We start from the raw sequence: 26,381 nt of genomic DNA on the forward strand, positions 1-26,381 counted from the left end.
GCCGGGCGAGGAAGCCCACAGGAGGATTACACCCGATGGCCAACACGCCCCTCATGCCGAAGGCCACCGCCGTCTGGCTCGTCGACAACACGGCCCTGAGCTTCACCCAGATCGCGGCCTTCTGCAAACTCCATCCCCTCGAAGTCAAGGCGATCGCCGACGGCGAGGCGGCCCAGGGCATCAAGGGCCTCGACCCTGTGCTGACCGGCCAGCTCACCCGCGAAGAGATCGAGAAGGGCCAGCGCGACCCGAACTACCATCTCAAGCTCCAGGGCTCGAAGGTGGTGGTGCCGGAGAGCAAGCGCCGCGGCCCGCGCTACACGCCTGTGTCGCGCCGCCAGGACCGGCCGAATGCGATCCTGTGGCTGGTGCGCAACCATCCCGAACTGAAGGATGCGCAGATCATGCGCCTGGTCGGCACGACCAAGCCGACGATCCAGGCGATCCGCGAGCGCACGCACTGGAATTCGGCCAACCTGACGCCGTCCGATCCGGTCACCCTCGGCCTGTGCAGCCAGATCGAACTGGACATGGAGGTCGAGAAGGCGGCCAAGAACGCTCCGCCGCGGCCGGAGCCGGAGTACGCCGAGACCCTGGTGCCGGTCGAGGAGTCGACCAGCGAGGAGGCGATCGCCGCCGCCTTCACCATGGACCGCCGGCCGCGCGAGGAAGAGGAGGCGATCGACGCCGACGCGGTGTTCGCCAAGCTCAACTCGCTCAAGAAGTCGAAGCGGGACGAGGACGACGACCACCGGCTCTGAACGGGCGACCGTCGAGCGGACCAGCCGCCGGATACCGTCCGGCGGCCGAGGGCCGACAAAGCTCCAAACGCGTCATCCCGCACGCAGCGAAGCGCAGATACGGGATCGGCGAGCCGGGGCCTCCCGGTCTCCGTCTTGACATCATCGACACCGTGGCTCTCCGGTTCCGGCTCGCGCTCCGCTTGGCCGGAATGACAGCGGAGAAGCTGCGGGTGTGTCGACACGCTGAGCTGCCGGACGCGTCCGGCGGCTTTTTCGTGCCCGCCCCTGTCCGGCATCCCGCATGGCGTGGCGGCATCGCGAACCGGAAGCAACGGAGACAGGGTTGCCGAATTGTCACGCCTTCGCGCGACGATTCGGCACCCCTCGCGCTGACGCGTGACCCGCCGCGCCACGGCGAATCCGTGTCCGCGCAAGGTTGCGCGGGCAGAAAGGAAGGGTCCGCCCCACTTCTGCCGCAATGCGCTGACGGGTCTCGTGGACCAGACCGTCATTGGCAGCGGCGAGTGTCCGCATGCGAAGCGGAACGACGGCAAACCGGGCGAGGAAGCGAGCAGAGCCGGCGATGCTAGACTTGATCTTTCCGGTCTTCCTCATCGGCTCCGGTCTCGTCCTTGCCTCGGTTATGACCAGTGCCCTGGCGTTCCGCTATGGCGCCCCCTTGCTGCTGGTGTTCCTGTCGATCGGCCTGCTCGCAGGCGAGGACGGGCTCGGCATCCGGTACGACGATGCCAACTCCGCCTATCTGATCGGCAGTCTCGCGCTCGCAGTCATCCTGTTCGATTCCGGCTTCGACACCAAGCTGCGCTCGTTCCGCCAGGCGGCCGCCCCGGCGGTGACGCTGGCGACGCTCGGCGTGCTGCTGACAGCGGCACTGGTCGGCGTCTTCGCCCATTTCATCTTCGGCCTGCCCAGGCTGGAGGCGTTCCTGCTCGGCGCGATCGTCGGATCGACCGATGCGGCCGCCGTGTTCTTCCTGCTGCGGGTGGGCGGCATCACGCTCCGCGACCAGGTGCGGTCCACCCTCGAGGTGGAATCGGGTTCGAACGACCCGATGGCGATCTTCCTGACGGTCGTGCTGCTGGAACTGATCCTTGCCGGGGAGGCCGCGGCGGCGAAGGTCTGGCAGGACCTGGCCGCAGGCTTCGCGATCCAGATGGGCATCGGCGCCGTCATGGGATTTGCCGGCGGCTACGCCCTCGTCGCCGCCGCGAAGCGGATCACGCTCGAAGGGGCGCTCTATCCGATCGGCGTGCTGTCGGCGGCGGTGTGCCTGTTCGGCTTCGTCGGCATGGTGGGCGGCAGCGGCTTCCTGGCGGTCTATGTCGCCGGGCTTGTCGCCGGCAACAGCGGCATCACCGGCTACATGGGCCTGCGCCGCTTCCTGGAAGGCCTGACCTGGATGGCGCAGATCGCCATGTTCCTTACCCTCGGCCTGCTGGCAACGCCGTCGCAGTTCCTCGACATCGCACTGCCGGCCGTCGCGCTCGCGGTCGCGCTGACGCTCTTCTGCCGGCCGATGGCGGTCTGGCTCTGCCTGCTGCCGTTCGGTTACCAGCGCAACGAGACGGCGTTCATCGCGTGGGTCGGCTTGCGCGGCGCGGTGTCGATCCTGCTCGGCATCATCCCGCTCGCTGCCGGTCTGCCGGACGGCCAGCTGCTGTTCAACATCGCCTATATCATTGTGCTGACGTCGCTGCTGCTGCAGGGCTGGACGATCCGGCCGATGGCCCGCTGGCTCGGTCTGATCGTGCCGGTGCGGATCGGGCCGGTGGAGCGCGTCGGTCTCGAACTGCCCGGTCGGGCGGACCACGAGCTGATCGTCTATCGCGTGGTGCGCGAAAGCCCGGTGCTGCTCGGCGAACGCCTGCCGCGCTGGGCCCGGCCGTCGCTCGTGGTGCGCGACGGTCGGTCCATGCGCTACCAGTATGCCGGTCGGCTGCAGGAGGACGATCTCGTCTACATGTTCGTCGCGCCCCAGTACATCCACCTGCTCGACCGGCTGTTCGCCAGCCCCGCCAAACTGACCGTCGACGACGCCGACTTCTTCGGGAAGTTTGTCCTCGATCCGCGCCAGCCGCTGATCGACCTGATCAACGCCTACGGCCTGCGCTCCATCCCGGACCGGCACCTGGACCAGAGCATCGCGGACTTCATGCTGCAGCGACTGGGCGGTACGGCGGAGGTTGGCGACCGTGTCACCTGCGGCGAGGTCGACCTGATCGTGCGCGACGTCACCGGCGCCGGCGAGATCGACCGGGTGGGCCTGTCCTTCGCGCAGGAGGAAGGGCCTTCACGGCTGCCGCTGTTCCTGAGCGGCAAGGAGATCCGGGTGTGGCTGCGAGAACGGCTGGCCCGAGGCCGCAAAACGTAGCGCTGCGCTCAGCGTTCGGTGAGCTTCAACTCGATGCGGCGGTTGCGGGCCAGCGCCTCGGGGCTGTCGCCGTCCTCCAGCGGCTGGAACTCGCCGAAGCCGGCGGCAACCAGGCGCTTGGGGTCGACGCCGCGGTCGATCAGGTAGCGGACCACGGAGATCGCGCGGGCCGACGACAGTTCCCAGTTGTTGCGCAGCCGGCCGGTGCCCGACAGCGGACGGGAATCGGTATGGCCGTCGACGCGCAGGACCCAGTTGATCTCCTCGGGGATCTGCGCCTCCAGTTCCAGGATCGCCTCGGCCAGCTTGCCGAGTTCGACGGTACCGGCGGGGTTGATCTCGTCCGAGCCGGACGGGAACAGCACCTCGGACTGGAACACGAAGCGGTCGCCGACGACGCGGATGTCGGAGCGCTGGGACAGGATCTCGCGCAGCCGGCCGAAGAAGTCGGAGCGGTAGCGGGACAGCTCCTGCACGCGCTGGACGAGGGCGGCGTTGAGCCGGCGGCCCAGGCTGGCGATCTTGGCCTGGCTTTCCTGCTCCTTGGCTTCGGAGGCCTCGAGCGCGGCGTTGGCGGCGGCGAGCTGGCGGCGCAGGGCGGCGATCTGCTGGTTGAGCAGCTCGACCTGGGCAAGCGCCCGCTGGCTGATCTGCTTCTCCTCGTCGAGCATGCCCTCCAGCGCGGCGGCGCGACCGCCGGCCGCGGCGGCGGCGCCGGAGCGGTCGTCGAGCAGGCCGACCAGCCGGTCGCGCTCGGAGGTGGCCTCGCCGAGGCTCGCCTGCAGGGTGGTGATGGTGTCTTCCAGTTCGCGGCTGGAGGCGCGCTCCAGCGCCAGCAGTTCGGTCAGCTCGCTGATCTGGGCGTTCAGGCGGTTGAGTACCGTGTCGCGGCCGGACAGCTGCTGGCTGAGGAAGAACTGCGCCAGCATGAAGATCGACAGCAGGAAGATGATGACCAGCAGCAGCGTCGCCATGGCGTCGACGAAGCCGGGCCAGTAGTCGGTGCCCTGGGGTCGCCTGCGGACGCGCGAGCCGGCCACGGCCTCAGTCCTTCGCGCGGTCGAAGGCGGCGGAAATGGAGGCCAGCAGGGCCTCGATGCGCTTCTGCTGGTCGGCCTGGGTCTCGGCCCAGTCGCGCATCATCTGCTGCTCCGAGCGCACGTGCTTGACGAGGCCCTGGATGCCTTCGGCGAGGTTGGCCATGGCCTGGTTGGCCTGCTTGCCGCCGCCTTCCTCGACCGAGCGGCGCAGGCGGTCGATCGCCTGCTGCAGCTGCTCGGTGGGGGCGGGCGGGGGGCGCAGCACGCCTTCCTCCGGCTCGATGTCGGTCAGGGTCGACAGCCAGTCCTCCAGCTCGTTGTAGAAGCGGTTCTGCGCCTGGCCGGCCTGCAGGTCGAGGAAGCCGAGGACGAGCGAGCCGGTGAGGCCGAACAGGGACGAGGAAAAGGCGGTGCCCATGCCGCTGAGCGGGGCCTCGAGGCCGGCCTTGAGGTCCTCGAAGATGACGTTGGCGTCGCCCGAGCCGACGTCGAGCGACTGGATGGTGGCGCCGACGGCGCTGACCGTCTGCAGCAGGCCCCAGAAGGTGCCGAGCAGGCCTAGGAAGACCAGAAGGCCGGTCAGGTAGCGCGAGATCTCACGCGCCTCGTCGAGGCGCATGCCGATGGAATCGAGGATCGAGCGCGCGGTCATCGGCGTCAGCGCCATTTCGCCGACCTTGTTGCCGAGCAGCGTGGCCATGGGCGCCAGCAGCACCGGCGGGCGGCGCACCTCGAGGCCGGGATCGCCGAGGCGGAAGCCGTTGACCCACGTGATCTCCGGGAACAGGCGGATGACGCGGCCGAAGGTGAGCAGGATGCCGAACACCGCGACCATGACGATCAGGCCGTTGAGGCCCGGGTTGCTCATGAAGGCGGTCGAGATCTGCCGGTAGAGGATGAAGGCAATGAAGGCGACGATCACCAGGAAGATGATCATGAAGGACAGGTATGCCTTCGGGCTGGACAGACTGTAGGGATCGAATTCGCGTGCCATGAGCCGCCAAGCTTCCGCCTGTTTCACATGGCCCCTGTGATAGCGCGAATGCCGGACCGTTGAAAACCGTTAATCCGACCGGGGCAAACGGTTAACCACGCATTAATGGCAAGGGCCGGCGGCCCGGCGTCGTGCCCGGTTCGGTCGTCGGTTCTGCCTCGGTTCAGTCCCTGGCGGCGGCGAGCAGCTTGCGCAGATGGCCCTGGACGGCCTCGTTGCCGGCAACGATCGAGCCTGTCTCCAGCATGTCGTCCCGGCCGTTGATGTCGCAGACGAAGCCGCCGGCCTCGCGCACCATGAGGATGCCGGCGGCCATGTCCCAGGGGGACAGGCCATGCTCCCAGAAGCCGTCGTAGCGACCGGCGGCGACCCAGGCGAGGTCGAGGGCGGCGGCGCCGCAGCGGCGGATGCCGGCGACTTCGGGCATGACCTGGCGGATTTCCCTCAAGGCACGGCCGTGGTCGCCCTTGCCGAGGAAGGGGATGCCGGTGCCGATCAGGCAGTCGGGCAGCGCGGTGCGGCCGGCGACGCGCAGGCGGCGGTCGTTGAGGAACGCGCCGCGGCCGCGCTCGGTCGTATAGAGCTCGTCCATCACCGGATTGAAGATCACGCCGGCAACGATCTGGCCCTGGCGCTCCAGCGCGATCGAGACGGCGAAGATCGGGATGCCGTGCAGGAAGTTGGTGGTGCCGTCGAGCGGGTCGACGATCCAGCGGTGCTGGCCGTCGGTGCCCTCCGTCGCGCCCGATTCCTCCATCAGCAGGCCATAGGCGGGGCGGGCCTTGGTCAGCTCCGCGCGCACGATCTCCTCGGCGCGGCGGTCGGCGGCGGAGACGAAGTCGCTCGGGCCCTTGCGGGACACCTGGAGGTTCTCCACCTCGCCGAAATCGCGGACGAGGCTACGGCCGGCCTTTATCGCGGCCTGGACCATTACGTTGAGGAGGGCTGTGCGCGCCATGGACTGCTGCCGGTTGTCGGGTGGTGCGCCGCGCGGACCCGCGCGGCGTGGATATGGCGTGTCGGACGGTCAGTCCGCGCGGCGGACATATTCCAGCGTGCCGGTGTCGACGATGATCTTCTCGCCGGCGGTGATGAAGGGCGGCACCATGACGCGCACGCCGTTCTCCATGATCGCGGGCTTGTAGGACGACGACTGGGTCTGACCCTTCACGACGGCGTCGGCCTCGGCGATCTGAAGCGTGACATACTGGGGCAGGGTGATGCCGATCGGCCGGTCCTCGTGCAGTTCGACGGTGACCATCATGCCGTCCTGCAGGAACGCCGAGCGGTCGCCGACGAAGTCCTTCTGCAGTTCCAGCTGCTCGTAGGTCTCGGTGTCCATGAAGATCAGCATGTCTTCCTGGGTGTAGAGGTACTGGAAGTCCTTCTGTTCCAGGCGGACGCGCTCGACCTTGTCCTCGGAGCGGAAACGCTCGTTGAGCTTGCGACCGTCGAGGAGGTTCTTCATTTCGACCTGGGCGAAGGCGCCGCCCTTGCCGGGCTTGACGTGTTCGACCTTGACGACGGCCCAGAGCGTGTCCTGGTGCTGGAGGACGTTGCCGGGCTTGATCTCGTTACCGTTGATTTTCATGGAACGACCGATTGCAAAAGCTGTGAAACGGGGGACGGCGCGCGCCGGCCGGCGGGAGCCGCAGGCGGCGCTGGCACCGACGACGCGCCTGTCCAACACAAAACGGGCGCCGTTTCAAGGAAAAAAGCCGGAGCGGTCCGGCGCCTCAGGGCGCGGCGAGCGACGGGTCCTCCCGTTTCGGCATCAAGGTGGCGGCGAGGTCGCGCGTCCTGGCGAGGGCCCGGTCAACCGTCTGCTGGTCGAGGCCGGCGACATAGCCGTCGAGTTCGAGGTCGGACAGGCCGAGTGCGCGCGCGACGTAGTGCCAGGAGGCGGCGGCGACCGGATCGACATCGCGGCCACGGCCGTAGGCATAGATGCGGGCGAGGCGGTTCATGGCGACCGGATTGCCGGCGGCGGCGGCGCGTTCGAACCAGTCGGCGGCCTCCGCCTCGTCCGGTTCGACGCCCTTTCCCTGGAAGCGCAGGATGCCGTAGTAGACCTGCGCGGAGACATGGCCGCGGCGGGCGGCGCGGCCGAGCCAGAAGGCGCCGCGGGCGGGATCGCGGATGGTGGCGTTGCCCTCCAGATACTGCAGGCCGAGGGAGTACTGGGCCTCGGTGTCGCCGAGGTCGGCGGCGCGTTCGAGCAGCTTTGCGGCCTCGGCCTCGTTGTAGGGCCGGCCTTCTCCCTCCTGGTAGAGGATGGCGAGATTGTACATGGCCGAGGGATTGCCGGCATCGGCGGCGATCTCGAACAGGTCGGCGGCCTTCTTCTTGTCGCGCTCCACGCCCTGGCCGAGCAGGTAGAGCTGGGCCAGGCGGAACGCCGCGCCGGGATCGCCCGTGACAGTGGCGACCTGATACCATTCGGCGGCGCGACGCTTGTCCTGGGCGATGCCGAGACCGGTTTCCTGCATCACGCCGAGCAGGGTCTGGGCGGCGGCGTCACCGGCTTCCGCGAGCGGCGTGGCAAGCGCGACAGCGGTCAGGTACCAGCCGCGCTGGAAAGCGCCGTAGGCGATGTCGGCGGTGACCTCGGCGTCGGCGTCGAGGCCCGGCGGGCCGACCTCGATCAGGCTGACCAGACGCAGCGGTCCGGCAGCGCCGTCGCCCTCTGGAGCCGCCTCCTGCTGGGCATCGGCCGGAGCGACCTGCTCGGGCGCGGGCGGCGGAACGGGTGTCTGGGCCTGTGCGACGGCGGGCGCGGCGGCCACCGCAAGCACGGCGAGGCCGCAGACAAGGGGGGCGACCAGGGACGCAAGCACGGCGGTGCACAGAGCGGTTTGCGGAGAGGTACTCCGGGCTGCGTTACGGGGCCGGTCCCGCATGTGCATCAACTCGCTTCTTCGAACGGGTGCCGCTCCAGGATGGCATTGGCCGCGCGCACCGCTGCGGCCGGTCCGTCGGGATGCTGCCAGACCGCATCCTTGATGGCAACGAAATCAGCGCCGGTCGCGGCCGCGGCCTCGATCGAGTCGGCGGTGTTGCCGGCAAGGGCGACGCAGGGCGTCTGGAACAGCTCGGCCCACCAGGCCGCGCGCTCGATCGTCTTCGGGTGAGGCTCGGGGCGCTCGTCGAGGTCGAGGCGGCCGTAGAACAGGTAGTCGACGCCGGTCTCGGCGATTTCCATGTCCTCGTGCTTCAGCTTGGTGCCACCGGCGCCGACGATGCGGGTCGGCCGAAGACTCTCGACGGCCAGCTTGATGTCCTCGAGCGAGGTGTCGACATGGACGCCGTCGGCGCCGGAGCGGCCGGCGGCCTGGGTGTCGCGGTAGACGAGGGCGGCCGCGCCGGCGGCCTGGATCGACGGCACCAAAGCCTCGGCGGTCGCCTGCAGGGCCCGCGACTCCGAGGTCGGGCAGTAGATCAGCACGCAGGCGACATCGCCGCCGCCGAGGGCCTGCTCAAGCGGACCGAGGAAATCGGCCGGCACGGGATCGGGCGGCGTGACGAGAAAGAGGCGCGGGCGGTTCAAGGCGGTGTCCGTTGATGCGGCCGACAGCGTCATCGGCTCGAGGCGTCGATCACTATATCGACTGTATGTCCCTAAAGACGGCGAAAGAGGGACGCAAGGCCCCTCTTCCGGTGGTGCAGGCGAAGCGACGGCCGAAGCGCGTCAGGCGATCTTCGGGTCCAGGGCGCCGGACTTGTAGCGGGCGGCCATTTCGGCCAGCGTGAGGACCTTTCTGATCTTCGAAGCCTGACCTGCGGTGTTGAAGGCTTCCAGGCGCTCCGTGCAGAGCTTCGTCATGGCATCGCGGGCGGGCTTGAGGTACTTGCGCGGGTCGAACTCGCCCGGGTTCTCGGCGAGGATCTTGCGGATCTGGCCGGTCATCGCCATGCGGTTGTCGGTGTCGATGTTGATCTTGCGCACACCGTTCTTGATGCCGCGCTGGATCTCCTCGACCGGCACACCCCAGGTCTGGGGCATCTTGCCGCCGTACTTGTTGATGATATCCTGAAGATCCTGCGGCACCGAGGAGGAGCCGTGCATGACGAGATGCGTTTCCGGCAGGCGCCGGTGGATCTCCTCGATCACGTGCATCGCCAGAATCTCGCCGTCCGGCTTGCGGGTGAACTTGTAAGCGCCGTGGGAGGTGCCCATGGCGATGGCGAGCGCGTCGACCTTGGTCTCCCTGACGAACTTGACCGCTTCGTCCGGGTCGGTCAGCAGTTGGTCGTGGGAGAGCTTGCCCTCGGCGCCGTGGCCGTCCTCCTTGTCACCCATGCCGGTCTCAAGGCTGCCGAGCACGCCGAGTTCGCCTTCCACCGAGATGCCGCCGAGATGGGCCATGTCGACGACGGTCTTCGTCACGCCGACGTTGTAGGTCCAGTCGGCGGGGGTCTTGCCGTCGGCGGTGAGCGAGCCGTCCATCATCACGGAGGTGAACCCGGCCTGGATGGCGGTCATGCAGGTCGCCGGCTCGTTGCCGTGGTCGAGGTGCACGCAGACCGGGATGTGCGGGTAGATCTCGGTGACCGCGTCCATCATGTGCTTGAGCATGACGTCGTGGGCGTAGGAGCGGGCGCCGCGGGACGCTTGGATGATGACGGGCGAGTCGGTCGCGTCCGCGGCTTCCATGATCGCGAGCGCCTGTTCCATGTTGTTGATGTTGAAGGCGGGCACGCCGTAGTCATGCTCGGCGGCATGATCGAGCAGTTGCCGGAGGGTAATTCGTGCCATGTTGCGTCTCCACTTGAATGCGGTCGGCGCGTCGCGCGCGGGATGAAACGGATCGCGGACCATGGACAAGGTCGCTCGAGCCGGAAACGGCCGCAGGGCGGTCCGGGTTCCGGCGGGCGGGGTCAGGGTCCGGGCGCTGCGTGTCTAGCGTGATTTTCGATCCGTGCAAATCAGTCCAACGGCCGAGAAGGCAGCCGGCGAGATTTATATCGATTTAAACGGCGGCCGGTGCATGCGACGCCCGCGCCCCTTCCGGGCGCGGGGCCTGATTTCCGGCCGGTTCAGTCGCCGGTTCAGGCGTCGAGGGCCTTGACGCCCGGCAGTTCCTTGCCTTCCAGCCATTCCAGGAAGGCGCCGCCGGCGGTCGAGACATAGGAGAAGTCGGCGCCCGCGCCGGCATGGTTGAGGGCCGCGACCGTGTCGCCGCCGCCGGCGACCGACAGCAGCTTGCCCGCTTTCGTGCGATCCGCCGCGTGACGCGCGGCCGCGACGGTGGCCTTGTCGAAGGGCTCGATCTCGAAGGCGCCGAGCGGGCCGTTCCAGACCAGGGTGGCGGCGCGGTCGATCGCGGCCTTCACGGCCTCGATCGAGGCGGCGCCGACGTCGAGGATCATGGCGTCGGCCGGAATGGCGTCGAGGCCGACGGTCTCGTTGGCCGCGCCCGCCTTGAATTCGCGCGCCACGACCGCATCGGCCGGAAGCACGATCTCGCAGCCCGACCTTTCGGCTGCGGCCATGATGGTGCGCACGGTCTCGGCGAGGTCATGCTCGCACAGCGACTTGCCGACGTCGACACCCCGGGCGGCGAGGAAGGTGTTGGCCATGCCGCCGCCGATCACCAGCATGTCGACCTTGCCGACGAGGTTTTCCAGAAGATCGATCTTGGACGACACCTTGGCGCCTCCGACGACGGCAAGCACCGGCCGCTTCGGCGCGCCGAGCGCGGCGCCGAGGGCTTCCAGCTCGGCCTGCATGGTGCGCCCGGCATAGGCCGGCAGCAGGCGGGCGAGGCCCTCGGTCGAGGCATGGGCGCGGTGGGCGGCCGAGAAGGCGTCGTTGACGTAGAGGTCGCCATTGGCAGCGAGCGCCTTGGCGAAGGCGTCGTCGTTCTTCTCCTCGCCGGCGTGGAATCGGGTGTTCTCCAGCAGCAGGACCTCGCCGTCGGCCATCGCGTCGACGGCCGCGGAGGCAGCGTCGCCGATGCAGTCGGCGGCGAAGGCGACGGGCCTGCCGAGCACCTCGGCAACGGCGGGGGCGACCGGGGCGAGGCTCATATCGGCGACCGCCTGGCCTTTGGGCCGGCCGAAATGGGCGAGCAGGACGACCTTCGCGCCCTTGGCGGCGAGATCGAGAATAGTCGGCGCGACCGCGCGGATGCGGGTGTCGTCGGTGATCCTGCCGTCCTTCATCGGGACGTTGAGGTCGACGCGGACGAGGGCGCGCTTGCCGGCAATGCCGGCCAGATCGTCGAGGGTCTTGAAGGTCATGGTTGGGCGTATCTCACAACGGTGAAGACAAGTGCTGCGCCCGCACCCCAGGTGGTGAGGACAAGCACGACCATTTGAAGTGTGGTGGGGATGGACGAGACGCGCCCCTCGAGGCCGCTCATCCTTCCTTCCATCCGTGCGATATCGGTTTCGATTCCGGACACGCTCTTGCGGAAGTCCCTGCTGTCCTCTGCGATCTGGCGGATTGCCGGTTCGAGGCGTCCTAGCGCGGCTTCGATCCTGCCACAGGTCGCCTCCAAGGCTGCAACGCGCTGTTCCATCGTCGGCCCCTCTGGTCCCCCTCCGGAGGCTGAGCCCTTGCCTGGGGGAAAGGGGACGATACTCGTCATCAGGGAGTTGCCTCGGTCGGCTTGATATTGATCAGCACAGAGGTGAGGTGCTGTTCGATATGTCCGCAACGCCGGCACACCAGCGTGGTGATCGGAGGAATTCCCGCCCGTTCCGACTGAATGATCAGGTCGGGAACTTCGCCAAAGGAGTACCCAGGAGGACTCAAGTCCTGCGACAGGTAGAACCCATCGTGATGGCATCGAAGACAACGAAGATCCGGAAGACGGTCGGAAATGAGATCGACCAGCTTCGAGAACTCTTCCGTTGGCTTCGATGCTTCGTTCATGCAGGCTTCCCTTGTGGGCAACCTATCAAATGCGGCTGGCGAGCGCCACCGCGGTGTCGGACATGCGGTTGGAGAAGCCCCATTCGTTGTCGTACCAGGACAGGATGCGCACCAGCGTGCCGTCCATCACCTTGGTCTGGTCCATGTGGAAGACCGAGGAGTGGCTGTCGTGGTTGAAGTCCATGGACACCAGCGGCTCGTCGGTGAAGCCGAGGATGCCCTTCAGCTTGCCGTTGGCGGCGTCGCGGATGGCGGCGTTGATCTCGTCGACGGTGGTCGGGCGCCTGGCGATGAACTTGAAGTCGACGACCGAGACGTTCGGGGTCGGCACGCGGATGGCGACGCCGTCGAGCTTGCCGTTCAGTTCGGGCAGGACGAGGCCGACGGCCTTGGCGGCACCGGTCGAGGTCGGGATCATGGACATGGCCGCGGCGCGGGCGCGGTAGAGGTCCTTGTGCATGGTGTCGAGCGTCGGCTGGTCGCCGGTGTAGGAGTGGATGGTGGTCATGAAGCCCTTCTCGATGCCGACCGCGGCATTGAGGACGTAGGCCACCGGCGCCAGGCAATTGGTGGTGCAGGAGGCGTTCGAGACGACCATGTCGGCGCCGGTCAGGGCGTCGTGGTTGACGCCGTAGACGATGGTCTTGTCGGCACCGTTGGAGGGGGCGGAGACCAGCACGCGCTTGGCGCCGGCGGCCAGATGGGCCTCGGCCTTGGGCTTGTCGGTAAAGATGCCGGTGCATTCCATCGCGACCTCGACGCCGAGATCGGCCCAGGGCAGGTCCTTGGGGTCGCGGATGGCGGTGACCCTGATCGGCTTGCCGCCGTCGATGCGGATGCTGTCGCCCTCGACAGTCACCTTCGCGGGGAACTTGCCATGCACCGAATCGTGACGCAGCAGGTGGGCGTTGGTCTCGACCGGACCGAGGTCGTTGATCGCCACGACCTCGATGTCGGTGCGGCCGGACTCGACGATCGCGCGCAGCACGTTGCGGCCGATGCGGCCGAACCCGTTGATGGAAACCCTGGTCACCATAGTTCACTCCCGTTCCTTGCGGGCGCCGCCGCCGGCACCGCGGCGCCGGCCTGTCGGCGGGCGCCGACCGAGTTGTGGGCAGGAGTCCACCTGCCCGTGAGAAAGAAGAACGGCGCCCGCCGGGCCGGGGACGCCGCCGCCGTCTGTCAGACGTTCTCCTTGCCGGCGAGGCCGGCCTTGACCGCGGCCGCCACGGCGGCCGAGGTGATGCCGAAATGCGCGTAGAGTTCCTTGTAGGGGCCGCTGGCGCCGAAGCCGGTCATGCCGACGAACAGACCGTCCGACCCGATGAAGCGGTCCCAGCCCATGCGAATGCCGGCCTCGACCGCGACCTTGACCGGGCTGTTGCCGATCACGGCAGCCCGGTAGTCGTCCGACTGCTGCTCGAACAGCTCGAAGCAGGGCACCGACACCACGCGGGTGGCGATGCCGTCGGCGGCCAGGGCGGTGCGGGCGGCCATGGCGATCTCGACCTCCGAGCCGGAGGCGAAGATCGTCGCCGCCGCGCCTTCCTCGGCGTCGGCCAGGACATAGGCGCCGCGGGCGCACAGGTTGTCTTCCTCGAAGGCGGTGCGCTGGGCGGCGAGGCCCTGGCGCGTCAGGGCGAGCACCGACGGCTTGTCGTCGGCGGCCAGCGCCAGCTGCCAGCACTCCAGCGTCTCGGTGACGTCAGCGGGGCGGAAGAACAGCAGGTCGGGAATGGCGCGCAGGGCGGCGAAGTGCTCGACCGGCTGGTGCGTCGGGCCGTCCTCGCCAAGGCCGATGGAATCGTGGGTCATGACGTGGATGACCCGTTGCTTCATCAGCGCGGCGAGACGCAGGGCGGGACGGCAGTAGTCCGAGAAGACCAGAAAGGTACCGGAATAGGGAATGACGCCGCCGTGCAGCGCCATGCCGTTCATGGCCGCGGCCATGCCGTGTTCGCGGATGCCCCAGTGGATGTAGCGGCCGGAGAAATCGTCCGGCGTCACCGGCAGGGTCTGCGGGGTCTTGGTGTTGTTGGAGCCGGTCAGGTCGGCGGAGCCGCCGATCGTTTCGGGCACCACCTCGTTGATGACGGTCAGCACCGCTTCCGAGGCCTGGCGGGTGGCGAGCGTCGGGCGCTCCTCCGCCAACTTCTTCTTGTAGGCCTGGAGCGCCGGCTTGAGGGCGGCGGGCAGGTCGCCGCGGTTGCGGCGCTCGAATTCGGCGCGCGTCTCGGCGTCCTTGGCGGCGAAGCGCTTTTCCCAGTCCTTGTGCGCGTGGGCCGAGCGCAGACCGGCGATGCGCCAGGCGTCGAGAACGTCGCTGGGGATCTCGAAGGGGGCGTGCGGCCAGTTCAGCGCCTTGCGCGTGGCGGCAATCTCGTCGGCGCCGAGCGGCGAGCCGTGAACCTTGGCGCTGCCGGCCTTGGTCGGCGCGCCGAAGCCGATGGTGGTCTTGGCCGCGATCAGGGTCGGGCGGTCGCTGGCCTGGGCGGTGCGCAGGGCGGCGGCGATGGCAGCCGGATCGTGGCCGTCGACGCGGATGGTCGCCCAGCCGGAGGCCTCGAAACGGGCGATCTGGTCGGTGGAATCGGTGACGTCGACGCGGCCGTCGATCGAGATGCCATTGTCGTCCCAGATGACGATCAGCTTGCTCAGCTTCAGGTGGCCGGCCAGCGTCAGCGCCTCCTGGCTGATGCCTTCCATCAGGCAGCCGTCGCCGGCGAGCACGTAGGTGTAGTGGTCGACGAGATCGTCGCCGAAGCGGGTGGCCTGCAGCCGCTCGGCGATCGCCATGCCGACGGCGTTCGCAAGACCCTGGCCGAGCGGGCCGGTGGTCGTCTCGATGCCGGCGCCATGGCCGAATTCGGGATGGCCGGCGGTCCTGGCGCCGATCTGGCGGAAGTTCTTCAGTTCGTCGAGGCTGAAGTCCTCGTAACCGAGCAGGTAGAGCGCGCCGTAGAGAAGCATCGAACCGTGGCCGGCGGACAGCACGAAGCGATCGCGGTCGGGCCAGTCGGGAGCGGTCGGGTCGAATTTCAGGAACTGGGTGAACAACACCGTCGCGATGTCGGCTGCGCCCATGGGCAGACCCGGGTGGCCGGACTTGGCCTTTTCCACGGCATCCATCGCCAGGAAGCGGATCGCGTTCGCCATGCGCTGGTGTTTTTCAAGATCGGTCATATTCATCCCGCTGCTTGGGTCGGCGAAGCGCCGGTCTCTTCGAGGTGCGCCTTCTCTCCGGCTTGGGACACGGGGTCGATGCGCGGGTCGCCGCGCCTGTCGCAGGCGGCATCCGCCCGAGGGCCGACCAAAGGCGCCCGACAAATATCAGGAACCCTTGGCGAGTCAACAAAGGCGAAAGTGCCGCAGGGCGCAAGCCGCGTTGCGGAGGCGGCCTGCGCGCCATTGACGCAGCCTCTGCGGTTTGCCTAAAGTTCCCTCGGACGGTGAGCGCGTTCAAAAACCGTTAAGTTTGTTCATCCTCTTATTGCCGCGCGCTCGCAGCTTGCTTTAAATCTTGCGTGGGCTCTCCGGGACACCGCCAGGAGTTGTGTTCAGGGCCGGTTTTCGGTTGGCGCCGCCGTGGTGGTATGCCTGACAAGGTGGGTTTGACCTGATGGCAGATGCAGGCTCGGGGGCGAGCCGTACACTCGAATCCGCACTGGCGCGGCTTTCAACGGCCCTCGGGCACCTGGAAGCGTCGGTGGAGCGGCGTCTGGACAGCGATCGCTCGCTGAACGCGCTGCACGAGGACCTGCAGCGGCTCGGCGAGGACCGCTCGCAACTTGCCGCCACGCTTGACCGGGTCGAGGCGCGCGCCAAGGGGCTGGAGGAAGCCAATCGCGACGTGTCGCGGCGGCTGGTCTCCGCAATGGAATCGATCCGCACGGTTCTGGACGCGCACGGAGGCTGACCCGCGAATGGCGCAGATCAACGTCACCATCAATGGGCGCTCGTTCCGCATGGCCTGCGACGACGGCGAGGAGGAGCGGCTGATCGGGCTTGCGCGGCGGTTCGACGGCTGTATCGACGAACTGCGCCGGAACTTCGGCGAGATCGGCGACCAGCGGCTGACGGTAATGGCAGGCATCATGGTCACCGACGAGCTGGCGGAGATGGAGAAGAAGGTCAAGGCGCTGGAAAGCGAACTGGCGGCGACCCGCGACGCGCGGGCGGCGGCGCTCGACCACATGAACCGCAGCGAGGCCGACCTGGTCGCCAAGATCGACGATGCGGCCAGGCGCATCGAGACACTGGCCGAGGGGCTGAACCGGAGCCTCCGGCAGGGGTGAGCCGAGCGGCGGCCGAAGCAGGGCCGGGACTCTGCCAGTCGCTCTGCCAATCGCTCTGGCAATGGCCGAGCCGGCAGCCTATATTCGGGACGGCGCGGCTGCGCGACTCGTCAGGAAACACTATCCCCGGGGCCTTACGCATTCCCTAGGGAGCTGTCCCTGTTCCGGCCCCTGGGCTGGAGCACACGGCGCCCACCTACACTGTAGGTTTCCCGGGATTGCACCTTCCAACGGTCTGTGTGGCTGCGTCCGCTCTTCGCAAGGCCGTGCGCGCGGCCCGACATCCGCCCCGCATCAGCCAGCCATCGTGCCGTGACCGCAGCCCCGACCGCCATCGCCGACCTGAAGGAAGCCCTGCGCGAGCAGGCGCTGGGGCGGCGTGCGGCGCTGCCACCGACGCGGCGGATCGAGGCCGGCCTCGCGCTCGCCGAAGCCGCCGAGGTGCTCGACATCGTGCCGGGGGCAGTCGTCTCGGGTTTCTGGCCGATCCGCGACGAGATCGATCCGCGTCCGCTGATGGCGCGCCTGCAGCAGGCCGGCCACCAGCTGTGCCTGCCGGTGGTCAGGAAGCCCCACATGATCTTCCGCCGGCTCGACCGCGAGACCAGGCTGGTTCCGGCGGGCTTCGGCACGGTGGAGCCGGAGGAGGCGTCGCCCGAACTGCGGCCGGACGTGCTGCTGGTGCCGCTGGCGGCGTTCGATCGCAGGGGCGGACGGCTCGGCTACGGCAAGGGCCACTACGACACGGCGATCGCGGCGCTGGAGCGGCTCGGGCCGGTGCGGCGCATCGGCCTTGCCTTTTCCGTGCAGGAGGTGGATCACGTGCCGACCGAGCCGCACGACCAGCCGCTCGAGGCCATCCTGACCGAGGCGGGCTACCGCCGGTTCGACACGAGCGTGGACACATGAAGCTGCTGTTTCTCGGCGACCTGGTCGGACGCGCCGGCCGGACCGCGGTCATCGAGGCGCTGCCGGGCCTGGTTGCCGACCACGGGCTCGACTTCGTCATCGTCAACGGCGAGAATTCCGCCTCGGGCTTCGGCATCACCGAGCAGATCCTGCAGGACGTGCTCGACGCCGGGGCCGACGTGGTGACGACCGGTAACCACATCTGGGACCAGCGGGAAACGCTGGTCTACATCGAGCGTCAGGACCGCCTGCTGAGGCCCCTGAACTTCCCGCCCGGCACGCCGGGGCGCGGCGTCAATCTCTACACGGCGCGCAACGGTGCACGGGTGCTGGTCGCCAACGTCATGGGCCGGGTGTTCATGGAAAGCCTCGACGATCCGTTCGCGGCGATCGACCGGGCGCTCAACGATTGCCCGCTCGGCGTGGTGGTCGATGCCATCGTGGTCGACGTTCACGCCGAGGCGACCAGCGAGAAGCAGGCGATGGGCCATTTCCTCGACGGCCGGGCCAGCCTCGTCGTCGGCACCCACACCCACGTGCCGACGGCCGACCACCAGATCCTGCCGGGTGGCACGGCCTATCTTTCGGACGCCGGCATGTGCGGCGACTACGACAGCGTGCTTGGCATGGAAAAGGATGAGCCCCTGCAGCGTTTCCTGCGCAAGGTGCCGGGCAGCCGCTTCACCCCGGCGCTCGGCGAAGCGACGATCTGCGGGGTGGCGGTGGAGACGGACGACGCCACGGGGCTCGCGACGGTGGTTGCACCTGTGCGCATCGGCGGGCGCCTCGAGCCCGTGCTGCCACCGTTCTGGAGCAGCGCAGGACGCTGACGGGCGGCGTTCGCGGCCACTGGATTTTGCCGGCGCCTTTGCCTATAAGCGTCGCATTCCGCACGACAAACGATCAATAACTGCCGGGAATACCATGGCCGGACATTCACAGTTCAAGAACATCATGCACCGCAAGGGCCGCCAGGACGCGGTCCGCTCGAAGCTTTTCTCCAAGCTGTCGAAGGAAATCACCGTCGCCGCCAAGCACGGCGATCCGGACCCAGCCTCGAACCCGCGCCTGCGCCTCGCCATCCAGAACGCCAAGGCGCAGTCGATGCCCAAGGAGAACATCCAGCGGGCGATCAACAAGTCGCAGGGCGGCGATGCGGAATCCTACGACGAGATCCGCTACGAGGGCTACGGTCCGGGCGGCGTCGCGGTCATCGTCGAGGCGCTGACCGACAACCGCAACCGCACTGCGTCCAACGTGCGCTCCTATTTCACCAAGTGCGGCGGGGCGATGGGCGAGACGGGCTCGGTGTCGTTCATGTTCGACCGGGTCGGCGAGATCCTCTACCCGGGCAAGGCGGGTGGCGCGGAAACGGTGCTGGAGGCGGCGATCGAGGCGGGGGCGGAGGATGTCCAGTCCGATGCCGACACCCACACGATCATCTGCGCATTCGAGGACCTGGGCGACGTGTCCAAGGCCCTGGAAGGCGCGCTGGGCGAGCCGGAATCGGTCAAGATCGTCTGGAAGCCGCAGACGCTGACGCCGGTCGATTCCGAAAAGGCGCAGACGCTGATGAAGCTGGTCGGCCTGCTCGAGGACGATGACGACGTGCAGAACGTCTACGCCAACTTCGACATCGACGAGGAGACGATGGCGGCGCTCGCCGGCTGACGTGGCCAGGCGAAACAGCTGGATCGGTCGGAAGGCGGGGCTCGACCCCGCCTTTTTCGTGCGCGCCGGTCTGGCGTCAGCGCAGCAGGCCGTCGAGGATGGGCAGGCTGGTGAGCGCTGCGACGGCGATCAGGGTGTAGGCGATCACGCGGTAGAGAGCCGGGTTGGCCTTACCGAAGCCGCGCGAGCCGAGAAAGATCGCCAACGCATAGGCGGGAAAGCCGAGCGCGATCAGGCGCAGGACATCGAGGGTGAAGAACCCTGCGAGCCAGTAGGCGACGTAGCTGCCCAGGCTGGCCAGTGCGAAGAACATGATGAGGTTGGCGCGCACGATGGCGGGCGACTGGGTGCCGGAGAGCCAGAAGGCGACGACCGGCGGTCCCGACACCTGGCTGACACCGCCTAGCACCCCGGCGACCGCGCCGACGCCGAACGAGACAGGTCGCGTCGGCGTGCCGTGATAGCGCCAGCCCGACACCAGCAGGGCGAGCAGTGCGATCACCAGGGCGGAAATCGTCCAGCGCAGCAGCAGGACGTCGGTGTTTGCGAGCAGCCAGGCGCCGGCGTGGACGAACAGCACGGCGCCGACGACGGTCGGCGTGACCGTCTTCCAGTCGCAGATGCGCGCAGCGCGCACCACGAGCGGCAGCGCGACGACGGAATCGAGCACCAGAAAGCTGGCGGCGGCGATCGGCGGCGGCATCAGGCTGGCGGCCACGGGCATGTAGATCATGCCGGCGCCGAAGCCGGCGAAGCCGCGGACCAGGCCGGCGAGGGTCAGCGTGGCGATCGCGAGCCAGAGATTGGCCGGGTCGACGGCGGCGAAATCGAGCATGAAGCCCCGCAGGCGGGAAAAGGACGGCAGCGCGAGGCGTAGCGGCAGGCTTTTGTGGCGTCAAGGCGCGAGTTTTGTTACCGCTTTGTTCCATGATGCATCCGATTCGAATCCTCGGCATAGATCCGGGACTGCGCCGCACCGGCTGGGGCCTGATCGAGGCGCTCGGTAACCGCTTGACCTTTCTGGGCGCCGGAACGGTGACCTCGGACGACAAGCGGGGTCTGGCCGAGCGGCTGGTGCAGCTGCACGACGGCCTGTCCGCGATCGTCGCCCGCGAGGAGCCGGCCGAGGCGGCGGTCGAGCATACCTTCGTCAACAAGGACGCGGGCGCGACGCTGAAGCTCGGTCAAGCGCGCGGCATTGCGTTGCTGGTGCCGGCGCTGGCCGGCCTGCCCGTCGCCGAATACGCGCCGAACCTGGTCAAGAAGACGGTGGTCGGCACGGGCCACGCGGAGAAAGAGCAGATTCGGGCGATGGTCAAGATCCTGATGCCGCGGGCGCGGTTCGACACCGACGACGCGGCCGACGCGCTGGCCATCGCGATCTGCCACGCGCATCACAGGGGCTCGGCGCAGGCGCGCCTGGCGGAGGCGGGTGCGGCATGATCGGCAAGCTCAAGGGCATCGTCGACAGCTACGGCGAGGACCATGTCGTCCTCGACGTGCACGGGGTCGGCTACCAGGTGCATTGCCCCTCGCGCGTGCTGCAGGGCCTGCCGCGCACCGGGGAGGCGGCGGTGCTGTTCATCGAGACGCTGGTGCGCGAGGACATGATCCGGCTCTACGGCTTCGCCCAGGAGGCCGAACGCGAGTGGTTCCGCCTGCTGATGACGGTGCAGGGCGTCGGGGCCAAGGTGGCGCTGGCGGTGCTCGGCGTGCTCAAGGCGGGCGAGATCGCCAATGCCATCGCGCTCGGCGATAAGGCGACGATCTCGCGTGCTCCGGGGGTCGGCAAGCGGGTGGCCGAACGCATCCTCGCCGAACTGAAGGACAAGGCGCCAGGCTATGCCAGCATCGACGCCGACACGCTGGCCGTGGCGCAAGCGGTCGGCGACGATGTCGCGGCGCGGCCGGTCGCCGAGGCGGTTTCGGCGCTGACCAACCTGGGCTATGCCCAGCCGCAGGCGAGCGCGGCGGTGGCCAGGGCGCTGAAGGCGGCCGGAGAGGCCGCGACAACCGAGACGCTGATCCGGCTCGGCTTGAGGGAACTGGCCCAGTAAGGGCCCGGAGACGAGGGCGGGACGAGGGCGGATGGACGACAACCAGCGGATCGTGACGCCGCAGATCCGGGGCGACGAGATCGACACCACCATGCGCCCGCAGGCGCTCGACGAGTTCGTCGGCCAGGCGCAGGCGCGCGCCAACCTGAAGATCTTCATCGAGGCGGCGAAGGCGCGCGGCGAGGCGCTCGATCACGTGCTGTTCGTCGGCCCGCCGGGTCTCGGCAAGACGACGCTGGCCCAGATCATGGCGCGCGAACTCGGCGTCAACTTCCGCGCCACCTCCGGGCCGGTGATCGCCAAGGCGGGCGACCTCGCGGCGCTGCTGACCAACCTGGAGGAACGCGACGTCCTGTTCATCGACGAGATCCACCGATTGAGCCCGGCGGTGGAGGAAGTGCTCTACCCGGCGATGGAGGATTTCCAACTCGACCTGATCATCGGCGAGGGGCCGGCGGCGCGCTCGGTCAAGATCGACCTCGCCAAGTTCACGCTGGTGGCGGCGACGACCCGGCTCGGGCTGCTGACGACGCCGCTGCGCGACCGGTTCGGCATTCCCGTCCGGCTCGAATTCTACACGGTCGAGGAATTGGAACTGATCGTCAACCGCGGCGCGCGCATCCTCGGCATCGGCATGGCGCCGGACGGGGCGCGGGAAATCGCCAAGCGCTCGCGCGGCACGCCGCGTATCGCCGGGCGGCTGCTGCGCCGGGTGCGCGATTTCGCGGTGGTGGCCGGCAAGCAGGCGGTCGACCGCGAGGTGGCGGACCGGGCGCTGTCGCAACTGGAGGTCGATGGTGCCGGGCTCGACAGCCTCGACCGGCGCTACCTGACGCAGATCGCGCTGAATTTCGGCGGCGGACCGGTCGGCATCGAGACCATCGCGGCGGCGCTGTCCGAGCCGCGCGACGCCATCGAGGAAATCGTCGAGCCCTACCTGATCCAGAACGGCTTCCTGCAGCGCACGCCGCGCGGCCGCCTGCTCACCGCCCTGGCGTTCCGCCACCTCGGCCTTGCCGTGCCGCAGCGTCCCGACGTACCGCAATTGGGGCTTTTCGCCGACGACGCGTCGTGAGGCGGACGCCGGTTCTTACGCCGGTCTTGCCAGATCTCGCCGCACCGCGAAAGACGATCAGGATGCGCAGGACCATGTTACCTGCGCTATCGACAGTTGTGCGTGGAGGTCGCGCCCGTTTTAAGGTTTTGTTTCCCCCTTCTGGCGACAATGCCGCATCTTGGGGGGAGCCTTTCAATGATCAGAAACCGCCTTTCGAACAAGCTTGCGCTGATGTTCTTCGCCGGTGCCGCCGTGATGTGCGCTGCGACGGTGGTCGTGACCGCAAACCTTGCGAGCGGCGTCGCGAACGAACAGGCCGACCGGGCACTGACGAGCGCGACCCAGGGCAAGCGCAAGACGCTGGAACTGGCGCTTGCCCAGGTCACCGACGCCGCGAAGTTCTTCGCGTCGCTGACCGACGCCAAGGATGCCCTGATGAAGACCACAGCGGGCTGGAAGGCGCTCAAGGAAAACCAGACCGCACAGCTGCGCGACGTCTTCGTCGACAACAACCCGCATCCGGAAGGCGAACGCCACCTCCTGGTCGAGGTCGCGAACTCGAACTACTACGCCAGCAATCACGGGGCCGTGCACATCGCCTTCCAGGACCTGATCGGGCAGGGCCTGTTCTCGGACGTCGCCCTGTCGGATGTGGAGGGCAACATCATCTATACCTTCCGCAAGGAGGAGGACTTCGCCCGCCACGTCGAGGCGCCCGAACTGGCGGCAAGTCCGCTGAAGGCTGCCGTCGCACCGCTGCTGGCGGCGAATGGGGCCGGAACGCTGGCCGCCGGGCAAACCGCCACGTCCGGTTTCAGCATCCGGCCGGACGGCACGGTCAAGCTGGTCCTTGCCGCACCCGTCTATTATCTCGACCGCTTCTTCGGCGTTGTCGCCTATACGGTGAACATGGACCGCCTGGCCGCCCTGATGAGCGACAGGACCGGCGTTGGAGAGACTGAGCGCGCGCTGCTGATCGACGGCGAGGGCACCGTGGCCATGTTCGCGGCCGGGGGCGGGCCGGTGGAGGTCCATCGCCTGGCGGAGATCAACACGGCGCCGGACACGCTCACCATCGGCGGCACCGCCATGCGCTTCTCCAAGGTGGAGAGCACGGTCGGGGACAAGGCGTTCTCCGTCGCCGAAGCGGTCGAGCAGACCGAACTTTCCGCCGCCGCCTCCAGGATCACCTACGGCGTGATCATCTCGGCGGTCGTGTGCCTGCTGCCCATGATGGCGATCGTCTGGTGGCTCACGGGCCGCATGTTCGCGCCGCTGGCGACGCTGTCGGCGGCGGCCCGGCGTATCGCCGACGGCGAGCTTGCCGTTGAGATCAACGCGATCGAGCGCAGCGACGAGATCGGCGAGATGGCCCGCTGCATCGCGGTGTTCAAGGACAGCTCGATCGAACGAGAACGCCTGGCGGAGGAGCGCAAGGTCGGCCATATCGCGCGGGAGAATCGCGAGATGGCGATCGATACGCTGATCAGCAATTTCCGCAGCGAGGCGCAGTCTGTGCTCGGTGCGGTGGAGGAGAACATTACTCGCGTCGAGGCGATTTCGGCGGTGCTGAGCGACCGTTCGGCCGTAGCGGCAAGTCGGGGCGCGCAGGCGGTGGGCGATTCGGAAAACGCCTCCGCGAACGTGCAGGCCGTCGCCTCGGCGACGGAGGAACTGAACGCATCCATCGCGGAAATCTCTCGCCAGGTGGCGACGACGGCGGATGTCGTCGGCCGGACGACGGCCAATGCGCAGTCCTCCAACGCCAAGATCTCGGGCCTTGCCAATGCGGCCAACAAGATCGGCGAGGTGGTTACGCTGATCCAGGCGATCGCCGAGCAGACCAACCTTCTGGCCTTGAACGCCACCATCGAGGCGGCGCGCGCCGGCGATGCGGGCAAGGGCTTCGCCGTGGTCGCGGCCGAGGTCAAGGAACTGGCCGGTCAGACCGCCAAGGCGACGGAGGAGATCTCAACCCAAATCGCCGCCATCCAGGCATCGACCTCGGACGCGGTCGAGAAGATCGCGGAAGTGTCGCAGTCGATGGAGGAGGTCAACAACTACACCGCCTCGATCGCCGGCGCGGTACGCGAGCAGGGCTCGGCGACGGGCGAGATCTCGCGCAACGTCGCGGAGGCCGCGCAGGGGACCCTCGCCGTGACTTCGGCGGTGGCCGCCCTCAACGAGGACGTCACGGAAAACTCCGAATCCGCGGCGACCATGCAAAGCGCGACACTCGAAATGAAACGGCAGGCCGAGACGCTGCGCCGCTCCGTGGAACGCTTCCTCGACCAGGTGGCCGCAGCCTGACCCGGTCGTACCCCTTCGGCAAGGGCTTCGCAGCGGCTTGTCCCGGCGGAGCCCTTTTCCTTTGGCGGTCTCCGGCGCGGGCCTTGCGCAAGGTGCCGGATTGTCGGAAATGGGAGCCCCGCGACAACGCAGGATGCGAGCAATGACAGCGCGTTGGCCCGACCTCTCCGGGCGATTGAGCGACGGCAGCCACGTCCTTGCCGTCCGCGTCTACTACGAGGACACCGATTTCACCGGGGTCGTCTATCACGGGGCCTATGTGAAATTCTTCGAGCGCGGCCGTTCCGATTTCCTGCGTCTTGCCGGCGTCCATCACCACGCGCTCGCCGAGGGGCAGCACGGCAGCGCTTTGGCATTCGCTGTGCGGCATATGGACATCGACTTCCTCAAGCCTGCGCGCATCGACGACGTCCTGGAGATCGGCACGCGCCTGGTGGAGTTGCGCGGGGCGCGCATCGTGCTCCTCCAGGAGGCGCAACGCGATGGCGACCTCATCGCTTCTGCGGCGGTCACCGTCGCGGTGATCGGTGCCGACGGCCGCCCGACCCGATTGCCCCGCACCATCGCCGACCGGCTTCGGCCCGCCTGAGCCGATGCGGCGCGTGCTGGCAGCGGGCGCGATGCAGCAGCACCTATCCGATTGCGAAAAAATGTTCGTGAACCGACCGTGTCTTTAACACGGGAGTAACCTTAATCGATTCCTTTAGGCTGAACCGTTTCTCCTTGCGAAGTCCCAGTTTTGCCAAATTCAGCGGTCAGGAAAGCCGCCGGTCCGGGAGTTGGACCGAATGTTTCGGTACGGACATGATGGCAGGCGCGACGCGCTGCAACAGGCTCATACTCCACGGCCAAGAGGTCCCACTTACATGAATGAAATCGCGCAGTCGACGTTGGCGGCCCCCCATGGCGACCTGTCGTTCTTCGCCCTGTTCCTGCAGGCGCATATCGTCGTCAAGCTGGTCATGATCGGGCTGATCGGCGCCTCGGTGTGGTGCTGGGCGATCATTTTCGACAAGGTCGTGCTCTTCGCGCGAACCAAGCGCCAGATGACGCGGTTCGAGACCGTGTTCTGGTCGGGCCAGTCGCTGGAAGAGCTCTACAAGACCCTGTCGAACCGGGCGAACCATTCGATGGCGGCGCTGTTTGTGGCGGCGATGCGCGAATGGAAGCGCAGCCACGAAGGCGCGCGGCCGGCGCTGGCAAGCCTGCAGCAGCGCATCGACCGTGTCATGGACGTGACCATCCAGCGCGAGATCGAGCGCCTTGAGGCCCGCCTGCTGATCCTGGCGACTGTCGGCTCGGCGGCGCCGTTCATCGGCCTGTTCGGCACGGTGTGGGGCATCATGACCTCGTTCCAGGCGATCGCTGCCTCGGAGAGCACCAACCTCGCCGTCGTGGCGCCGGGCATCGCCGAGGCGCTGTTCGCGACCGCACTGGGCCTGCTCGCCGCCATTCCCGCGGTCATCGCCTACAACAAGCTGTCGACGGATGTCGGCAAGCTGTCGGCCCGTATGGAGGGCTTCGCCGACGAATTCTCGGCGATCCTGTCGCGCCAGATCGACGAGCGGATCTAGCCGATGGCGATGCAACTGGGAACGGGCGGAAGTTCGGGCAGCGGTCGCCGCCGGCGCCGCCGCCATGCGCCGATGAGCGAAATCAACGTGACGCCGTTTGTCGACGTCATGCTCGTGCTGCTGATCATCTTCATGGTGGCAGCACCCCTGCTGACGGTCGGCGTGCCCATCGATTTGCCGGAATCTCGTGCCAAACCGCTCGAAGGGGACACCGAGCCGATCACCATTTCGGTCAACGCCGCCGGCCAGATCTTCATCCAGAACACGGAAATCCCTCTGGACGAGGTCGTGCCGAAACTCGAGGCCATCGCGGCCAACGGATATGACGAACGCATCTATGTGCGCGGTGACAGCAATGCGGACTACGGCACCATGATGAGGGTCATGGGCCGGATCAACGCGGCCGGGTTCAAGCGGCTCGGGCTGGTGACACTCGAGGAACGGGGTTCCTAAGGAAAT

27 protein-coding genes and 1 other RNA gene are annotated in these 26,381 nt (G+C 67.8%); 15 read left to right on the forward strand and 13 right to left on the reverse strand.

Going from position 1 to position 26,381, the window contains the following annotated elements; translation table 11 throughout:
* The first annotated feature begins 35 nt into the window (after nucleotides 1-35).
* Nucleotides 36-761 carry a DUF1013 domain-containing protein gene (locus SL003B_RS04535; protein ID WP_013651642.1) on the forward strand — a complete coding sequence of 242 codons (726 nt, stop codon included), beginning with the start codon at nucleotides 36-38 and terminating at the stop codon, nucleotides 759-761.
* A 565-nt stretch (nucleotides 762-1,326) separates the two neighbouring features.
* Nucleotides 1,327-3,135 (forward strand): potassium/proton antiporter, encoded by a 1,809-nt coding sequence (locus SL003B_RS04540; protein WP_041375378.1) that lies wholly within the window; start codon nucleotides 1,327-1,329, stop codon nucleotides 3,133-3,135.
* An 8-nt stretch (nucleotides 3,136-3,143) separates the two neighbouring features.
* Here SL003B_RS04540 and SL003B_RS04545 read toward each other — a convergent pair whose 3' ends face one another.
* The 12 genes from SL003B_RS04545 to tkt form a co-directional block, all read right to left on the reverse strand.
* Nucleotides 3,144-4,175 carry a peptidoglycan -binding protein gene (locus SL003B_RS04545; protein ID WP_013651645.1) on the reverse strand — a complete coding sequence of 344 codons (1,032 nt, stop codon included), beginning with the start codon at nucleotides 4,173-4,175 and terminating at the stop codon, nucleotides 3,144-3,146.
* Nucleotides 4,176-4,179: 4 nt separating this feature from the next.
* Nucleotides 4,180-5,169 carry a hypothetical protein gene (locus SL003B_RS04550; RefSeq protein ID WP_013651646.1) on the reverse strand — a complete coding sequence of 330 codons (990 nt, stop codon included), beginning with the start codon at nucleotides 5,167-5,169 and terminating at the stop codon, nucleotides 4,180-4,182.
* A 163-nt stretch (nucleotides 5,170-5,332) separates the two neighbouring features.
* Nucleotides 5,333-6,127 (reverse strand): inositol monophosphatase family protein, encoded by a 795-nt coding sequence (locus SL003B_RS04555; RefSeq protein ID WP_013651647.1) that lies wholly within the window; start codon nucleotides 6,125-6,127, stop codon nucleotides 5,333-5,335.
* Nucleotides 6,128-6,196: 69 nt separating this feature from the next.
* Entirely contained in the window at nucleotides 6,197-6,760 is a 564-nt protein-coding gene (gene efp / locus SL003B_RS04560) for an elongation factor P (RefSeq protein WP_013651648.1), read from the reverse strand.
* Nucleotides 6,761-6,905: 145 nt separating this feature from the next.
* Entirely contained in the window at nucleotides 6,906-8,006 is a 1,101-nt protein-coding gene (locus SL003B_RS04565; protein ID WP_013651649.1) for a tetratricopeptide repeat protein, read from the reverse strand.
* A 68-nt stretch (nucleotides 8,007-8,074) separates the two neighbouring features.
* Nucleotides 8,075-8,716, reverse strand: coding sequence for a thiamine phosphate synthase (locus SL003B_RS04570; protein WP_041375838.1), 642 nt, complete (start codon nucleotides 8,714-8,716; stop codon nucleotides 8,075-8,077).
* 141 nt (nucleotides 8,717-8,857) lie between these two features.
* Complete coding sequence (gene fba, locus SL003B_RS04575; RefSeq protein ID WP_041375839.1) at nucleotides 8,858-9,925, reverse strand: class II fructose-bisphosphate aldolase; 1,068 nt, start codon at nucleotides 9,923-9,925, stop codon at nucleotides 8,858-8,860.
* A gap of 293 nt (nucleotides 9,926-10,218) precedes the next feature.
* Nucleotides 10,219-11,412, reverse strand: a complete 1,194-nt coding sequence (locus tag SL003B_RS04580; RefSeq protein WP_013651652.1) for a phosphoglycerate kinase — start codon at nucleotides 11,410-11,412, stop codon at nucleotides 10,219-10,221.
* On the reverse strand, nucleotides 11,409-11,693 hold the full coding sequence (locus tag SL003B_RS04585; protein ID WP_013651653.1) for a hypothetical protein: 285 nt from the start codon (nucleotides 11,691-11,693) through the stop codon (nucleotides 11,409-11,411). Before SL003B_RS04585 ends, SL003B_RS04580 begins: the two co-directional genes overlap by 4 nt.
* Before the next feature lie 68 nt (nucleotides 11,694-11,761).
* Nucleotides 11,762-12,049, reverse strand: coding sequence for a hypothetical protein (locus SL003B_RS23290; protein WP_013651654.1), 288 nt, complete (start codon nucleotides 12,047-12,049; stop codon nucleotides 11,762-11,764).
* Between the two features lie 25 nt (nucleotides 12,050-12,074).
* A complete protein-coding gene (gap, locus tag SL003B_RS04590) occupies nucleotides 12,075-13,085 on the reverse strand; it encodes a type I glyceraldehyde-3-phosphate dehydrogenase (protein ID WP_013651655.1) in 1,011 nt (336 codons plus the stop codon).
* 146 nt (nucleotides 13,086-13,231) lie between these two features.
* Nucleotides 13,232-15,232: a transketolase gene (gene tkt / locus SL003B_RS04595; RefSeq protein ID WP_013651656.1), complete on the reverse strand. Its 2,001-nt coding sequence runs from the start codon at nucleotides 15,230-15,232 to the stop codon at nucleotides 13,232-13,234.
* A 436-nt stretch (nucleotides 15,233-15,668) separates the two neighbouring features.
* Here tkt and SL003B_RS04600 point away from each other — a divergent pair, with 436 nt between their 5' ends.
* From SL003B_RS04600 to SL003B_RS04620, 6 genes are all read left to right on the forward strand, one after another.
* Nucleotides 15,669-15,965, forward strand: coding sequence for a DUF4164 domain-containing protein (locus tag SL003B_RS04600; protein ID WP_049792547.1), 297 nt, complete (start codon nucleotides 15,669-15,671; stop codon nucleotides 15,963-15,965).
* Nucleotides 15,966-15,972: 7 nt separating this feature from the next.
* A complete protein-coding gene (locus tag SL003B_RS04605) occupies nucleotides 15,973-16,344 on the forward strand; it encodes a cell division protein ZapA (protein WP_013651658.1) in 372 nt (123 codons plus the stop codon).
* Between the two features lie 92 nt (nucleotides 16,345-16,436).
* Nucleotides 16,437-16,594: non-coding RNA, 6S RNA (gene ssrS, locus SL003B_RS22670), on the forward strand.
* A 62-nt stretch (nucleotides 16,595-16,656) separates the two neighbouring features.
* Nucleotides 16,657-17,253 (forward strand): 5-formyltetrahydrofolate cyclo-ligase, encoded by a 597-nt coding sequence (locus tag SL003B_RS04610; protein ID WP_013651659.1) that lies wholly within the window; start codon nucleotides 16,657-16,659, stop codon nucleotides 17,251-17,253.
* Nucleotides 17,250-18,083, forward strand: a complete 834-nt coding sequence (locus tag SL003B_RS04615; RefSeq protein ID WP_013651660.1) for a TIGR00282 family metallophosphoesterase — start codon at nucleotides 17,250-17,252, stop codon at nucleotides 18,081-18,083. Before SL003B_RS04610 ends, SL003B_RS04615 begins: the two co-directional genes overlap by 4 nt.
* Nucleotides 18,084-18,177: 94 nt before the next feature.
* A complete protein-coding gene (locus tag SL003B_RS04620; protein ID WP_013651661.1) occupies nucleotides 18,178-18,924 on the forward strand; it encodes a YebC/PmpR family DNA-binding transcriptional regulator in 747 nt (248 codons plus the stop codon).
* Between the two features lie 76 nt (nucleotides 18,925-19,000).
* Here the strand turns inward: SL003B_RS04620 and SL003B_RS04625 are convergent, their stop codons facing one another.
* Nucleotides 19,001-19,759 (reverse strand): sulfite exporter TauE/SafE family protein, encoded by a 759-nt coding sequence (locus SL003B_RS04625; RefSeq protein WP_013651662.1) that lies wholly within the window; start codon nucleotides 19,757-19,759, stop codon nucleotides 19,001-19,003.
* Nucleotides 19,760-19,863: 104 nt separating this feature from the next.
* Here SL003B_RS04625 and ruvC point away from each other — a divergent pair, with 104 nt between their 5' ends.
* The 7 genes from ruvC (at nucleotide 19,864) to tolR (ending at nucleotide 26,375) form a co-directional block, all read left to right on the forward strand.
* Nucleotides 19,864-20,367: a crossover junction endodeoxyribonuclease RuvC gene (ruvC, locus tag SL003B_RS04630; RefSeq protein ID WP_242390381.1), complete on the forward strand. Its 504-nt coding sequence runs from the start codon at nucleotides 19,864-19,866 to the stop codon at nucleotides 20,365-20,367.
* Nucleotides 20,364-20,981: a Holliday junction branch migration protein RuvA gene (gene ruvA / locus SL003B_RS04635; RefSeq protein ID WP_013651664.1), complete on the forward strand. Its 618-nt coding sequence runs from the start codon at nucleotides 20,364-20,366 to the stop codon at nucleotides 20,979-20,981. Before ruvC ends, ruvA begins: the two co-directional genes overlap by 4 nt.
* A 31-nt stretch (nucleotides 20,982-21,012) precedes the next feature.
* Complete coding sequence (gene ruvB / locus SL003B_RS04640; protein WP_013651665.1) at nucleotides 21,013-22,056, forward strand: Holliday junction branch migration DNA helicase RuvB; 1,044 nt, start codon at nucleotides 21,013-21,015, stop codon at nucleotides 22,054-22,056.
* Between the two features lie 177 nt (nucleotides 22,057-22,233).
* The gene (locus SL003B_RS04645) at nucleotides 22,234-24,348 is read left to right on the forward strand and encodes a methyl-accepting chemotaxis protein (protein ID WP_013651666.1); all 2,115 of its coding nucleotides are present in this window, start codon (nucleotides 22,234-22,236) and stop codon (nucleotides 24,346-24,348) included.
* 142 nt (nucleotides 24,349-24,490) lie between these two features.
* Nucleotides 24,491-24,937 (forward strand): tol-pal system-associated acyl-CoA thioesterase, encoded by a 447-nt coding sequence (gene ybgC / locus SL003B_RS04650; RefSeq protein ID WP_013651667.1) that lies wholly within the window; start codon nucleotides 24,491-24,493, stop codon nucleotides 24,935-24,937.
* Nucleotides 24,938-25,214: 277 nt separating this feature from the next.
* Entirely contained in the window at nucleotides 25,215-25,922 is a 708-nt protein-coding gene (gene tolQ / locus SL003B_RS04655; RefSeq protein ID WP_013651668.1) for a protein TolQ, read from the forward strand.
* A 3-nt stretch (nucleotides 25,923-25,925) separates the two neighbouring features.
* Nucleotides 25,926-26,375: a protein TolR gene (gene tolR / locus SL003B_RS04660; protein WP_013651669.1), complete on the forward strand. Its 450-nt coding sequence runs from the start codon at nucleotides 25,926-25,928 to the stop codon at nucleotides 26,373-26,375.
* Nucleotides 26,376-26,381: the final 6 nt, after the last annotated feature.

Origin of the sequence: Polymorphum gilvum SL003B-26A1 (assembly GCF_000192745.1) — a bacterium.
Classification (GTDB): domain Bacteria; phylum Pseudomonadota; class Alphaproteobacteria; order Rhizobiales; family Stappiaceae; genus Polymorphum; species Polymorphum gilvum.

Coding starts and splice junctions, on each gene's coding strand:
- SL003B_RS04535 (WP_013651642.1), top strand. CDS start 36: ATGGCCAACACGCCCCTCATGCCGAAGGCCACCGCCGTCTGGCTCGTC.
- SL003B_RS04540 (WP_041375378.1), top strand. CDS start 1,327: ATGCTAGACTTGATCTTTCCGGTCTTCCTCATCGGCTCCGGTCTCGTC.
- SL003B_RS04550 (WP_013651646.1), bottom strand. CDS start 5,169: ATGGCACGCGAATTCGATCCCTACAGTCTGTCCAGCCCGAAGGCATAC.
- SL003B_RS04555 (WP_013651647.1), bottom strand. CDS start 6,127: ATGGCGCGCACAGCCCTCCTCAACGTAATGGTCCAGGCCGCGATAAAG.
- efp (WP_013651648.1), bottom strand. CDS start 6,760: ATGAAAATCAACGGTAACGAGATCAAGCCCGGCAACGTCCTCCAGCAC.
- fba (WP_041375839.1), bottom strand. CDS start 9,925: ATGGCACGAATTACCCTCCGGCAACTGCTCGATCATGCCGCCGAGCAT.
- SL003B_RS04580 (WP_013651652.1), bottom strand. CDS start 11,412: ATGACCTTCAAGACCCTCGACGATCTGGCCGGCATTGCCGGCAAGCGC.
- SL003B_RS04585 (WP_013651653.1), bottom strand. CDS start 11,693: ATGGAACAGCGCGTTGCAGCCTTGGAGGCGACCTGTGGCAGGATCGAA.
- SL003B_RS23290 (WP_013651654.1), bottom strand. CDS start 12,049: ATGAACGAAGCATCGAAGCCAACGGAAGAGTTCTCGAAGCTGGTCGAT.
- gap (WP_013651655.1), bottom strand. CDS start 13,085: ATGGTGACCAGGGTTTCCATCAACGGGTTCGGCCGCATCGGCCGCAAC.
- tkt (WP_013651656.1), bottom strand. CDS start 15,232: ATGACCGATCTTGAAAAACACCAGCGCATGGCGAACGCGATCCGCTTC.
- SL003B_RS04600 (WP_049792547.1), top strand. CDS start 15,669: ATGGCAGATGCAGGCTCGGGGGCGAGCCGTACACTCGAATCCGCACTG.
- SL003B_RS04605 (WP_013651658.1), top strand. CDS start 15,973: ATGGCGCAGATCAACGTCACCATCAATGGGCGCTCGTTCCGCATGGCC.
- SL003B_RS04615 (WP_013651660.1), top strand. CDS start 17,250: ATGAAGCTGCTGTTTCTCGGCGACCTGGTCGGACGCGCCGGCCGGACC.
- SL003B_RS04620 (WP_013651661.1), top strand. CDS start 18,178: ATGGCCGGACATTCACAGTTCAAGAACATCATGCACCGCAAGGGCCGC.
- SL003B_RS04625 (WP_013651662.1), bottom strand. CDS start 19,759: ATGCTCGATTTCGCCGCCGTCGACCCGGCCAATCTCTGGCTCGCGATC.
- ruvA (WP_013651664.1), top strand. CDS start 20,364: ATGATCGGCAAGCTCAAGGGCATCGTCGACAGCTACGGCGAGGACCAT.
- ruvB (WP_013651665.1), top strand. CDS start 21,013: ATGGACGACAACCAGCGGATCGTGACGCCGCAGATCCGGGGCGACGAG.
- SL003B_RS04645 (WP_013651666.1), top strand. CDS start 22,234: ATGATCAGAAACCGCCTTTCGAACAAGCTTGCGCTGATGTTCTTCGCC.
- ybgC (WP_013651667.1), top strand. CDS start 24,491: ATGACAGCGCGTTGGCCCGACCTCTCCGGGCGATTGAGCGACGGCAGC.
- tolQ (WP_013651668.1), top strand. CDS start 25,215: ATGAATGAAATCGCGCAGTCGACGTTGGCGGCCCCCCATGGCGACCTG.
- tolR (WP_013651669.1), top strand. CDS start 25,926: ATGGCGATGCAACTGGGAACGGGCGGAAGTTCGGGCAGCGGTCGCCGC.